This window comes from Streptomyces sp. NPDC048441 (assembly GCF_043200235.1).
In the GTDB taxonomy this organism is placed as follows: domain Bacteria; phylum Actinomycetota; class Actinomycetes; order Streptomycetales; family Streptomycetaceae; genus Streptomyces.
The window spans coordinates 91,599-103,161 of record NZ_JBICXM010000002.1 but is presented as its reverse complement, the minus strand read 5'-3'; the positions used below and the strand labels follow the sequence as shown (position 1 = coordinate 103,161).

Here is an 11,563-nt window from a genome sequence, read left to right as displayed (position 1 = left end):
GTGGTAGGTGCGTCACATGTGGTACTGGGTAGCGGAGCACAGAGATTGTACGAATGTGAAACCCGCGAAAGGTGCACTTGTGACGCAAGACCAACAGAAAATGGACGACGGGGGAGGGGACGGGCACCTCATGCATGCCGCTCACGGCGGCAGTCATCCCCAGACCGACCGCATCGTGTTCGGTGTGACCGCAGTGCTCACCCTGGCCTTCGTGGTCTGGGGCGCCGTCGCCACGGACTCGCTCGAGAGCGCCTCGACGAAGATGCTCAACGGCCTGATCCACAACGGTGGCTGGGCCTTCATGCTGGCGGCGAGCGGGTTCGTGGTCTTCGCGCTCTGGCTCGCCGTCAGCCGGTACGGGAAGATCACACTCGGTGAGGAGGGTGAGGAGCCGGAGTTCCGCACCGTCTCCTGGGTCGCGATGATGTTCAGCGCCGGTATGGGCATCGGCCTGATGTTCTACGGCGTGAGCGAACCCCTCGCCCACTTCAGCTCGCCCCCGCCGGGCACCGATCCCGCCGACTCGGCGGCGAAGATGGAAACGGCGATGGCCACCACCCTCTTCCACTGGACACTCCACCCGTGGGCGATCTACGCGGTGGTTGGTCTCGCCATCGCGTACAGCACCTTCCGGCGCAAGCGCAGGCAGACCATCAGCGCCGTCTTCACGCCGCTCATCGGCGAGAAGCGTGCGAACGGCGCCTGGGGCAGGGTCATCGACATCATCGCCATCTTCGCGACGCTCTTCGGCTCCGCCGCGTCGCTGGGTCTCGGTGCCCTGCAGATCGGCAGCGGTTTCGAGGTCCTCAACTGGATGGACAACGCGAGCACGGGCCTGCTCGTCGCCATCATCGCCGTCCTCACGGTGGCCTTCGTGGCCTCCGCCATCTCCGGTGTGGAGAAGGGCGTTCAGTGGCTTTCCAACATCAACATGGTGCTCGCGCTGCTGCTCGTCGTGTTCGTCTTCATCGCGGGCCCGACCGTCATCGTCCTCGACCTGCTGCCGACCTCGATCGGCGCCTACCTCGGTGATCTGCCCCAGCTGGTCGGGCGCACCGAAGCGGCGAGCGGCAAGGGCGTGGCGGGCTGGCTGGGCAGCTGGACGGTCTTCTACTGGGCCTGGTGGATCTCCTGGACGCCCTTCGTGGGCATGTTCATCGCCAGGATCAGCCGTGGGCGTACGATCCGGCAGTTCGTGGGCGGGGTCATTCTGGTGCCCAGCACCGTCAGCCTCGTCTGGTTCGCCGTCTTCGGCGGATCGGCGATGAAGGTGAAGGAGGCCGGTGGTCTCGGTGACCAGCCGACCTCCGAGGGCCAGCTCTTCGGCCTGCTGCACGAGTATCCGATCGCCACGGCGACGAGCCTGCTCGTGATGATCCTCGTGGGCATCTTCTTCGTCTCGGGTGCCGACGCCGCGTCGATCGTCATGGGCACGCTCTCCCAGAAGGGCGCGCTCGAACCCGGCAAGCTCGTGGTCGTGTTCTGGGGTGTCGTGACCGGAGCCGTGGCAGCGATCATGCTGCTCATCGGCGACGGGTCGGGGAACGCCCTCACGGGCCTGCAGAACCTGACGATCCTGGTCGCCGCGCCGTTCACCCTGGTGATGATCGGGATGTGTGTGGCGCTCATGCGGGACCTGCGCCACGACCCGCTGATCGTCCGGGGCGAGCATGGCACGGAGGCCGTCGAGAAGGCCGTCATCGCGGGCCACGAGCAGTACGACGGTGACTTCGAGCTCCGCATCGGCCCGAGCGAGACCGGCGACGAGGAGGAGACCTCGGCCAAGTCGGTCTGAGTTCGCTCTCGGTCTGAGTTCGCTCTCGTTGTTCGCTCTCGTTTCAGGAGGCGGCCGCTTCGTCCGCGAGGCGCGCCGCCTCCTGCGCGCATCCCCAGGCCACGGTGACCCCGGCACCACCGTGGCCGTAGTTGTGCACCAACACCCTGCCGTCGGCGGCAGGTTCGCGCTCGATCCGTACCGCCGGGCGGACGGGGCGCAGGCCCACCCGGTGGTCGAGCACCCGTGCCCCTGCGATCTCGGGCCGCACCGCGGCGCACCGCTTCACGATCGCCTCGGCCGTCGCGGGATCGGGCGTGAGCGACCAGTCGTCGTCCTGGGCCGTACCGCCGAGGACGAGCCGGTCCGGCTGCGGGAAGAAGTAGGTGGATGCCTGCCCGGCGGAACGGGCGGAGGCGAACCAGGTCCGCACCCCGGGGTTCTCCACGATCACCAGCTGCCCCCGCACCGGCCGCACCGAGCCGTCAGGCACCAGGCTCCGCGCGCCGATCCCCGAGCAGTTGACCACGACCGGCGCCTCGGTCAGCGGCTCGTCGAGGCTCCCCGCCGTGCGCGCCTCCACCGTCCCGCCCGCACGGGCGAGGCGTGCGCGCAGCCACCCCAGATGCACCGGCATGTCGATCAGCGGAACGCGCGCCCACACTCCCGGCCCGTCGTACTCGTCCCGGGTCGCGGGCCGCAGTCCCGGCACCTGGGCGGCCCAGGGCCCCAGGTCGTCCAGCCGGGTCTCGCCCTGTACGCCATCGACCATGCGTACGCCGGTCTCTTCGGCCCGCTCGGCCAACTCCTCGTAGATCACGAGGGATTGGAGCGACCAGTCGCCGACGAGCGCAGCCGGTTCGATGCGATAGGGCCACCACAGCGCACCCGCGACGGCCGAGGTCGTCCGCTCGGCGGGCTCCCTCGCCCACACCCGCACGCGGCGCCCCCGCTCGGCCAGCAGAACAGCGGTCGTGAGGCCGATGACACCGCTCCCCACCACGATCACATCGTTGTCATGCGTCCCGTCCATCCCAGGAACGTAGCGGAATAGGGGATGCCGTGCTCACATCACGTGCCAGATGGGGATACTCACACCATGTCTGCCGAGTACGCGACCTTCGGTCTGGCACCGGCCATGCGCGCCGGTGGAGTTCTCGCCAACGGTGACTACCAAGTCCACCGCGATTTCGTCGACTTCATCGTGAACGGGCGCCCGCTGCTGTTCCAGCTCTCCGACCTCGACGCCGTCTCCCCACTGGCCTCCGACGTACCACCCGCGATCTTCACCCACCATGTCCGCGGCCTCCTCCTGGAAGCGGAAGCGCCGCTGCACGACGGCCGCCACGTCATCTACGGATGCCCCGAGTGCGAGGGCCTGGAGTGCGGGGCGGTCACGGCGGTCATCGAGAGAGCGCCGGACGGTACCGACACCTACGTCTGGCGGGACTTCGCCTGGCAGACGGCCGAGCGGGCCGATCTCGAACTCAACGGCTACCACGGCATAGGGCCCTTCCGCTTCCAAGGCGCCCAGTACCGCGAGGCGTTGGGGCAGTTGCTCGAGAGCGGCGAACCGGCGGCCCGCCGCCGGGTGCTCCTCATCGGCGCCCGCGTCGCCGTCCTCGCCAAGCTCGCCGCGGCGCTGCGCACGATCGGCGTCGGCGCCGAGATCGCGGCCGACGCGGCGGGTGTGCCGCCGGACGAGCTGCGTACGTACGGGGCGGTGGCCTTCGGCCGTGCGGTCCCGGCGGCGACGCGCGACGGGGTGCGCGCGGCGTTCGAGGGGGCGGGGATCCAGGTCGCGTACGTCGACGGGCTCGCCCCGATCATCCCGCTCCTGGTCGCCCAGATAGAGCACGCTCTGGACCGCAGTCCTTCGGCACAGCGGCGCCTGACACGGCTCGGAGCCGCGGAAGGATCGGCGGAGGTCGAGATCACCTCGACGTGCCGGGTCCAGCTCATCGCGTACCGCCTGGACCGGCTCTGGCGCGCGCAGGTCCACGAGGTCTTCGAAGGCGTCCTCGAGCCGGGGGAGCACCGGGTCGTGCTTGACGCCAAGGCGACGAAGGGGGAGTCGTTCGTGGTGGCACGGACGACGGACAGTGTTCTGGTGGCGCCGATAGAGAGGTAGGGCGAGCCGCCCAGGGGGCCTCGCATAAACTCGATCTCCTGATGACCGCAACCCTCGTCGCCAAGAACCTCGCCGCCGGCCACGGCGACCGCTCCCTCTTCTCCGCCCTGGAGCTCGTCGTCGCCCCCGGTGACGTCATCGGCCTGGTCGGCGCCAATGGCGCCGGCAAGTCGACCCTGCTCCGTCTGCTCGCGGGCCTCGACACTCCGGAGACCGGCGAGCTCCGCCTCTCCCCGCCCACCGCGGCCGTGGGGCACCTCCCGCAGGAGCCGGAGCGCCGACCCGGCGAGTCCATCCGCAGCTTCCTTGCCCGCCGCACCGGCGTCGACGAGGCCCAGCGGACCATGGACGAGGCCACCCAGGGCCTGGTCGACGGGACGCCGGGCGCGGACGACGCGTACGCGGTCAGCCTGGAGCGCTGGCTCTCGCTCGGCGGTGCGGACCTGGACGAGCGGGCCGAGGAGGTCGCCGCGTCGCTGGGCCTCACCGTGGGCCTAGACCAGCCGATGACCTCCCTCTCCGGCGGCCAGGCCGCCCGCGCCGGCCTCGCGTCCCTCCTGCTCTCCCGCTACGACGTGTTCCTCCTTGACGAGCCGACCAACGACCTCGACCTGGCGGGCCTCGACCGCCTGGAGAGCTTCGTACGAGGACTGCGCGCGGGCACGGTGGTCGTCAGCCACGACCGCGAGTTCCTCACCCGCACTGTCACCAAGGTCCTCGAGCTCGACCTCGCCCAGCAGCAGATCAACCTCTACGGAGGTGGCTACGAGGCGTATCTGGAGGAGCGGGACGTCGCGCGGCGCCACGCGCGCGACGAATTCGACGAGTACGCCGACAAGAAGTCGGCCCTTGAGGGCCGCGCCCAGATGCAGCGGGGCTGGATGGACAAGGGCGTCAAGAACGCCCGGCGGAAGGCGGGCGACAACGACAAGATCGGCCGCAACTTCCGCAGCGACGCCAGTGAGAAGCAGGCGGCGAAGGCACGCCAGACCCAGCGCATGATCGAACGGCTCGACGTCGTCGAGGAGCCCCGCAAGGAGTGGGAGCTGCAGATGGAGATCGCGTCGGCGCCGCGCTCCGGCAGCGTCGTCGCCACCCTGCGCGACGCCGAGGTGCACCGTGGCGACTTCACGCTCGGCCCCGTGACGTTGCAGATCGACTGGGCGGACCGGGTGGCCATCACCGGCGCGAACGGCTCCGGCAAGTCGACCCTGCTCGGCACCCTGCTGGACCGGATCCCCACGGACGCGGGTCACGCGGCCCTCGGCTCAGGGGTGCTCGTCGGCGAGGTGGACCAGGCCCGTGCGCTGTTCCACGGCCCGGAGTCGCTCCTTGACGCGTTCTGCGCTGCCGTGCCCGACACCGAACCGGCCGAGGTGCGCACGCTGCTCGCCAAGTTCGGCCTGAAGGCGGCACATGTCCTGCGCCCCGCCGCCACCCTTTCCCCGGGTGAACGCACCCGCGCGGGCCTCGCGCTGCTCCAGGGCAGGGGCGTCAACCTCCTGGTCCTCGACGAGCCGACGAACCACCTCGACCTGCCGGCGATCGAGCAGCTGGAGTCGGCTCTCGAGGCCTACGAGGGCACGCTGCTCCTGGTCACCCATGACCGCAGGATGCTGGACGCGGTCCGCGTGACGCGGCGGTTGGAGGTGGCGGAGGGCAAGGTGACCGAACTGTCGCCCTGACCTCCGCCGCCCCCTCCCGGCTCAGCGCTTCTTGGGGTCGAGCAACCCGGCCCGGCGCAGCGCGTCCGCCATAGCGTCATTGGCCGGCGGCGGCCCCGACCGCTGCTGCCGCTGGCCCTGGCCGCCCGGCTGCCGCTGACCCTGACCGCCCTGCTGGCGCGGGGGCCGCTGCCCCCGCTGCTGCGGCGGACGCCCACCGCGCTTCGGGCGCTCCTCGGCCGTGTCGGCCGCCGCCTCGTCGTCCAGGCGCAGCGTCAGCGAGATCCGCTTGCGCGGAATGTCGACGTCCATCACCTTCACCTTGACGATGTCGCCCGGCTTCACCACGTCCCGCGGGTCCTTGACGAAGGTCTTGGACATCGCGGAGACGTGCACGAGCCCGTCCTGGTGGACGCCGATGTCCACGAAGGCACCGAACGCCGCGACGTTCGTGACGACGCCCTCGAGCACCATGCCGGAGGCCAGATCGGAGATCTTCTCGACGCCGTCCTTGAAGGTCGCCGTCTTGAACGCGGGACGCGGGTCGCGCCCCGGCTTCTCCAGCTCCTTCAGGATGTCGCTCACGGTGGGCAGCCCGAAGACCTCGTCCACGAACTCGTCCGCCCTGAGCGAGCGAAGCGCAGCCGTGTCGCCCATGAGCGAGGCGACCTCGCCGCCGGTCTTCTTCACCATCTTGCGCACCACCGGATACGCCTCGGGGTGCACGCTGGAGGCGTCGAGCGGGTCGTCGCCGCCCCGGATGCGCAGGAAGCCCGCGCACTGCTCGTACGCCTTGGGGCCGAGCCGTGCCACGTCCTTGAGGCCCTTGCGGGACGAGAAGGGGCCGTTCGCGTCGCGGTGCGACACGATGTTCTCGGCGAGTCCGGCGCCGATCCCGGAGACGCGGGCGAGCAGCGGGGCGGATGCGGTGTTCACGTCCACGCCGACGCCGTTCACACAGTCCTCGACGACCGTGTCGAGCGAGCGCGACAGCTTCACTTCGGAGAGGTCGTGCTGGTACTGACCGACGCCGATGGACTTCGGGTCGATCTTCACGAGCTCGGCGAGCGGGTCCTGGAGGCGGCGGGCGATGGACACGGCGCCGCGCAGCGACACGTCCATGTCGGGCAGCTCCTGCGAGGCGAAGGCCGAAGCCGAGTACACGGAGGCGCCCGCCTCGGAGACCATCACCTTGGTGAGGTTCAACTCCGGGTGCTTGGTGATGAGTTCACCGGCGAGCTTGTCCGTCTCGCGGGACGCCGTGCCGTTCCCGATCGCGATCAGGTCGACCGCGTGCTCCTTGGCGAGCTTCGCGAGCGTGGCCAGGGACTGGTCCCACTTGTTCGCCGGGACATGCGGGTTGATGACGTCCGTCGCCACGACCTTGCCGGTCGCGTCGACCACGGCGACCTTCACACCCGTACGGAAACCGGGGTCGAGCCCCAGCGTCGCGCGCGTGCCCGCCGGTGCGGCGAGCAGCAGGTCGCGCAGGTTCGACGCGAAGACCCGCACCGCCTCGTCCTCGGCGGCCGTACGCAGCCGAAGGCGCAGGTCGATGCCGAGGTGCACCAGGATGCGGGTCCGCCAGGACCACCGCACGGTGTCCTGGAGCCACTTGTCCCCGGGGCGCCCGCGGTCCTGGACCCCGAAGCGGTGGGCGACCGTCCCTTCGTACGAAGAAGGCCCTTCCGCGGCCTCCTCCGGCTCCAGGACGAGATCGAGCACGTCCTCCTTCTCCCCGCGCAGCATCGCCAGGATGCGGTGCGAGGGCAGCTCCTTGAAGGGCTCGGCGAAGTCGAAGTAGTCGGCGAACTTGGCGCCCGCCTCCTCCTTGCCTTCACGGACCTTCGCGGCGAGGCGGCCGCGCACCCACATGCGCTCGCGCAGCTCACCGATCAGGTCCGCGTCCTCGGAGAACCGCTCGGCGAGGATCGCGCGGGCGCCGTCCAGGGCGGCCTGCGGGTCGGCGACACCCTTGTCGGCGTCCACGAAGGCTGCGGCCGCGGCGAGCGGTTCCACCGACGGGTCGCCGAGCAGTCCTTCGGCCAGCGGCTCGAGGCCCGCCTCGCGGGCGATCTGCGCCTTGGTGCGCCGCTTCGGCTTGAAGGGCAGGTAGATGTCCTCGAGCCGCGCCTTGGTGTCCGCGGCCCGGATCCGCGCCTCGAGTTCGTCGGTGAGCTTGCCCTGCTCGCGGACCGATTCCAGGATCGCGGCGCGCCGCTCCTCGAGCTCCCGCAGATAGCGCAGCCGCTCCTCGAGTGTGCGCAGCTGCGCGTCGTCGAGCATCTCGGTCGCTTCCTTGCGGTAGCGAGCGATGAAGGGCACCGTCGAGCCGCCGTCGAGCAGGTCGACGGCGGACTTCACCTGCCGCTCCCGTACGCCGAGTTCTTCGGCGATCCTGCCTTCGATCGATGCTGGAGTGGACGTCTGCAGTGCTGCCACGTTTCCCGCCTTCTCACTGGGGTTGCCGGGCAATTGTGGCAGGTGGCACCGACAGCGGGGGGATCAGACCCGGCGTGCCCTCCCCTGGCGGGGCCTACTCCTTGCCGAGCAGATCCGCCGGGAATGCCCCCGCCTTCAGTGCCGCGCCCGCGAACACCGTCCCCAGCTCCGTCAGACGCTCCACGCCTGCCGCGCCCAGGTGCTCGTACGGCGCGCGGTCGAGGCGGTCCGTGGCCACCTCGACGTCCTTGCGCAGCTCGACGCCCGCCTCCGTCAACTCGGCCACCCCGTCGTGCAGTCCACGGGCGTGCAGCCGCTCCACGGCGGCGTCCCATTCCTCCTGATTCCAGCCGCGCGTGGAGAAGTTCCACTTCGGCGTCATGCCCTTACCGGTCGCCGTGTGGCTCACCAGGGCTTCGAGGCCGTCGAGTTCGGCGCCCAGGAGCACCGTGAGGTGCCCGTCGCCCCGGTGCTCGCGCAGCAGCGTCGCGGCGTGCCAGAGCGCGAGGTGGGGCTCATCGGGGACGGGCAGGTCGGCGTGGGCGGCGTACAGCGGGCGGGCGGAACGGGAGCAGGCCTCGGTGGCGCGCAGGGCGAGCCCGGCGGCCTCCGCCATCTCCGGGGACGCGACGGCCTCCTCTCCGAGGAGGCGGCGCAGCGTCGAGTCGACGCCACGCGTGCGTGCCGCGAGGACGTCCTCGGGGGAAGCGGTACGCCAGATGCCGGGTACGTGCCGGGCGACGAGGTCGTACTTGTAGTTGTAGAACGCCGCGGTGACCGCTCCGGCGCCGACCGGTCCCATCGCCGCCGTGCGGATGGCGAAATTGACGGCCCGGGGATGGGTGATCCCGATCGCGGCCAACTCGTTCGCCACGTCGGGTGAGAAGTAGTGCGTCGAATGCAGAGAATTGAGCACGTTGTGACATCGGCGTCCCGCGCGCGCGTGAAGTGCGGCGGCCGGGGAGGGGGGCGTGAGAGAGGTCATGGCCGCACGTTACCGACTGGTTGGTATGACGTGAAGCCCTGGACGCCTCCACGGGCGGACCGCTGCGGCGTTCCGGCCGCCCACGGCAAGAAGAGAGGGCAGAAAAGGTGGGGGACTCGTCATTGCGGCCATCGCCCGCGAGGCCAAGAATCAGGGGCATGGAGCAGCGAACTGTCCTGGTCATCCTCTTCGACGGCGTACAGAGTCTCGATGTCACAGGACCGGTGGAGGTCTTCTCGGGCGCCGCCGCCTCCCGCGGCGGCGCCGAGCCCGCGTACCGCATCCGTACCGCGTCCCTGGACGGCGCCCCTGTACGTACATCGAGCGGGCTCACGCTCGTCCCCGACTCCGCCATCGCCGACGCCCCGGCGCCGCACACTCTCCTCGTCCCTGGCGGCCTCGGCAGCCGTGACGCCGACCCCCGCCTGATCGACTGGCTCCGCATGCACGCCCCGCACGCTCAGCGCCTGGTCTCCGTCTGCACCGGCGCCATACTGCTCGCCGAGGCCGGCCTCCTGGACGGGCGCCGGGTGGCGACCCACTGGGCATACTGCGCGCAGCTGGCCCGCGACCACCCGTCCGTCGAGGTCGACCCGGACCCGATCTTCGTACGCGACGGCTGTGTCGCCACGTCCGCGGGCGTGACCGCGGGCATCGACCTGGCCCTGGCCCTCGTCGAGGAGGACCAGGGCAGGGACGCGGCGCTGCTTGTCGCGCGCTATCTCGTCGTCTTCCTGCGGCGGCCGGGAAGCCAGGCGCAGTTCAGCGCCCAGCTCGCCGCGCAGACCGCCCGGCGCGAGCCCCTGCGCGAGGTCCAGCAGTGGGTCACCGAGCACCCGGACGGCGACCTCTGCGTCGAGTCGCTCGCCGCCCGCGCCCGGCTCTCTCCCCGGCACTTCGCCCGCGCGTTCCAGACGGAGACCGGCATGACGCCGGGCAAGTACGTCGAGCGCGTCCGCGTCGAGCACGCGCGCCGCCTCCTCGAGGACACGTCGGACGGGATCGAGGAGGTCTCGCGCGCCTGCGGCTACGGCACTCCGGAAGCGATGCGCCGTGCCTTCGTCAAGACCCTCGGCGCCGCGCCCGCCGAGTACCGGCGGCGCTTCCGCGCCCCTTTCACCGCCCAGGCGGCATCCGGCACCGCCCAGCAGGCACCCGCCCTCCACGGATAGGCATCCCATGCAGATCGCCATCGCCCTGTTCGAGCGCTTCACCGCCCTGGACGCGGTCGGCCCTTACGAGACCCTCAGCCGCATCCCCGGTGCCGAGACCGTCTTCGTGGCGGAGCGCCCCGGCCCTGTGCGCAATGACAACGGCTCCCTCGCGCTCGTCGCCGACCGAGCCTTCGCCGACGTACCGAGCCCGGACGTCGTGGTCGTCCCCGGCGGCCCAGGCCAGAGCGACCACATGGCGGACGAGCCGCTCCTGGCCTGGCTGCGCTCCGCGGACGCCACCAGCACCTGGACGACGTCCGTGTGCACCGGCTCCCTCCTGCTCGCGTCCGCGGGGCTGCTCAAGGGCCGCCGGGCCACCTCGCACTGGCTCGCCCTCGCGGAGCTGGAGCGGTTCGGTGTCGAGTCGACGGGGGAGCGGGTGGTGTTCGACGGCAAGTACGTCACGTCGGCCGGAGTCTCCTCAGGCATCGACATGGGACTCGCCCTCATCGGCCGGATCGCGGGCGACGAGCGGGCCCAGGCCGTACAGCTCCTGACCGAGTACGACCCCCAGCCGCCCTACGACGCGGGGTCCCCGCAGAAGGCGCCCGCGCACCTCGTCGAGCAGTTCCGCGCCGGGAGCCGGTTCAGCCGGTAGAGGTGTCGCCCGGCGTCCATGTGAAGCGCGGTTCGCGGCGCTCCAGGAAGGCGGCGACTCCCTCGGCGGTGTCGCCGCCCGTGCGCGCCTGTTCGCCCCAGTAGGCGTCCCGGTCCGTGTGCCCTGCCGCGAACTCCTTGGCCGCCGCCTGCGTCAGCTGCGAGCGGGAGGCGAGGACGGCGGTGAACTCCGCGACCCGCTTGTCCAGCTCGTCCGCGGGCAGCACCTCGTCCACGAGCCCGGTGCGCAGCGCACGCCCCGCGTCGATCAACTCGCCTGAGAACAACAGGTACTTGGCGGTGGCGGGCCCCACGAGGGACACCAGGCGCCGCGTGGACGACGACGCGTAGACGATCCCCAGCTTCGCCGGAGTGATCCCGAACAGCGCGCCCTCGTCCGCGAACCGCACATCGCAGGCCGCGGCGAGCTGACTGCCCCCGCCCACGCAGTAGCCGCGCACCGCGGCGAGCGTCGGCTTCGGGAAGGCGGCGAGCGCCTCCTCGGCCCGCACGGCGAGCTCCTGCGCCTCGCCCGGCGACTCCCGCAGCGAGGCGATGTCGGCGCCCGCGCAGAAGGTCCCGCCCTCGCCGGTCAGCACGACCGTCCGTACGGCCCGGTCGGCGGCGAGCCCCGCGAGCAGCGGCGGCACCTGGCGCCACATGTCCGCCGTCATGGCGTTGCGCTTGGCCGGGTGGTCGATGACGACGGTGGCGACGCCGTGCGTGACGGCCTGCCTCAGCTGCGGCTCCATGCGC

Annotated in this window: 9 protein-coding genes; 5 read left to right on the top strand and 4 right to left on the bottom strand. The window is 71.1% G+C overall.

Annotated elements, in window-relative coordinates; translation table 11 throughout:
* The first annotated feature begins 130 nt into the window (after positions 1-130).
* Positions 131-1,795, top strand: coding sequence for a BCCT family transporter (locus ACGFSB_RS04790; protein ID WP_393395739.1), 1,665 nt, complete (start codon positions 131-133; stop codon positions 1,793-1,795).
* A gap of 43 nt (positions 1,796-1,838) precedes the next feature.
* Here the strand turns inward: ACGFSB_RS04790 and ACGFSB_RS04785 are convergent, their stop codons facing one another.
* The gene (locus ACGFSB_RS04785; protein WP_393394093.1) at positions 1,839-2,807 is read right to left on the bottom strand and encodes an FAD-dependent oxidoreductase; all 969 of its coding nucleotides are present in this window, start codon (positions 2,805-2,807) and stop codon (positions 1,839-1,841) included.
* A 66-nt stretch (positions 2,808-2,873) separates the two neighbouring features.
* On the opposite strand from ACGFSB_RS04785, the gene ACGFSB_RS04780 reads away from it, so the two are divergent.
* Both ACGFSB_RS04780 and ACGFSB_RS04775 read left to right on the top strand, forming a co-directional pair.
* Positions 2,874-3,905: an oxidoreductase gene (locus ACGFSB_RS04780; protein WP_393394090.1), complete on the top strand. Its 1,032-nt coding sequence runs from the start codon at positions 2,874-2,876 to the stop codon at positions 3,903-3,905.
* A gap of 41 nt (positions 3,906-3,946) precedes the next feature.
* Positions 3,947-5,590 (top strand): ABC-F family ATP-binding cassette domain-containing protein, encoded by a 1,644-nt coding sequence (locus ACGFSB_RS04775; protein WP_393394087.1) that lies wholly within the window; start codon positions 3,947-3,949, stop codon positions 5,588-5,590.
* Positions 5,591-5,611: 21 nt separating this feature from the next.
* Here the strand turns inward: ACGFSB_RS04775 and ACGFSB_RS04770 are convergent, their stop codons facing one another.
* Positions 5,612-8,011 carry a Tex family protein gene (locus tag ACGFSB_RS04770; protein ID WP_393394084.1) on the bottom strand — a complete coding sequence of 800 codons (2,400 nt, stop codon included), beginning with the start codon at positions 8,009-8,011 and terminating at the stop codon, positions 5,612-5,614.
* A 94-nt stretch (positions 8,012-8,105) separates the two neighbouring features.
* Positions 8,106-8,996: a hypothetical protein gene (locus ACGFSB_RS04765; RefSeq protein WP_393394081.1), complete on the bottom strand. Its 891-nt coding sequence runs from the start codon at positions 8,994-8,996 to the stop codon at positions 8,106-8,108.
* Between the two features lie 158 nt (positions 8,997-9,154).
* Here ACGFSB_RS04765 and ACGFSB_RS04760 point away from each other — a divergent pair, with 158 nt between their 5' ends.
* A complete protein-coding gene (locus ACGFSB_RS04760; RefSeq protein WP_393394078.1) occupies positions 9,155-10,168 on the top strand; it encodes a GlxA family transcriptional regulator in 1,014 nt (337 codons plus the stop codon).
* 7 nt (positions 10,169-10,175) lie between these two features.
* Complete coding sequence (locus ACGFSB_RS04755; protein ID WP_393394075.1) at positions 10,176-10,808, top strand: DJ-1/PfpI family protein; 633 nt, start codon at positions 10,176-10,178, stop codon at positions 10,806-10,808.
* Here the strand turns inward: ACGFSB_RS04755 and ACGFSB_RS04750 are convergent.
* Positions 10,798-11,559 carry an enoyl-CoA hydratase/isomerase family protein gene (locus ACGFSB_RS04750; RefSeq protein ID WP_393394072.1) on the bottom strand — a complete coding sequence of 254 codons (762 nt, stop codon included), beginning with the start codon at positions 11,557-11,559 and terminating at the stop codon, positions 10,798-10,800. The genes ACGFSB_RS04755 and ACGFSB_RS04750 overlap by 11 nt on opposite strands.
* Positions 11,560-11,563 lie beyond the last annotated feature (4 nt).

Bases quoted from the DNA above. Each gene is read 5' to 3' on its own strand.
- ACGFSB_RS04790 (WP_393395739.1), top strand. From the start codon at position 131: ATGCATGCCGCTCACGGCGGCAGTCATCCCCAGACCGACCGCATCGTG.
- ACGFSB_RS04785 (WP_393394093.1), bottom strand. From the start codon at position 2,807: ATGGACGGGACGCATGACAACGATGTGATCGTGGTGGGGAGCGGTGTC.
- ACGFSB_RS04780 (WP_393394090.1), top strand. From the start codon at position 2,874: ATGTCTGCCGAGTACGCGACCTTCGGTCTGGCACCGGCCATGCGCGCC.
- ACGFSB_RS04775 (WP_393394087.1), top strand. From the start codon at position 3,947: ATGACCGCAACCCTCGTCGCCAAGAACCTCGCCGCCGGCCACGGCGAC.
- ACGFSB_RS04765 (WP_393394081.1), bottom strand. From the start codon at position 8,996: ATGACCTCTCTCACGCCCCCCTCCCCGGCCGCCGCACTTCACGCGCGC.
- ACGFSB_RS04760 (WP_393394078.1), top strand. From the start codon at position 9,155: ATGGAGCAGCGAACTGTCCTGGTCATCCTCTTCGACGGCGTACAGAGT.
- ACGFSB_RS04755 (WP_393394075.1), top strand. From the start codon at position 10,176: ATGCAGATCGCCATCGCCCTGTTCGAGCGCTTCACCGCCCTGGACGCG.
- ACGFSB_RS04750 (WP_393394072.1), bottom strand. From the start codon at position 11,559: ATGGAGCCGCAGCTGAGGCAGGCCGTCACGCACGGCGTCGCCACCGTC.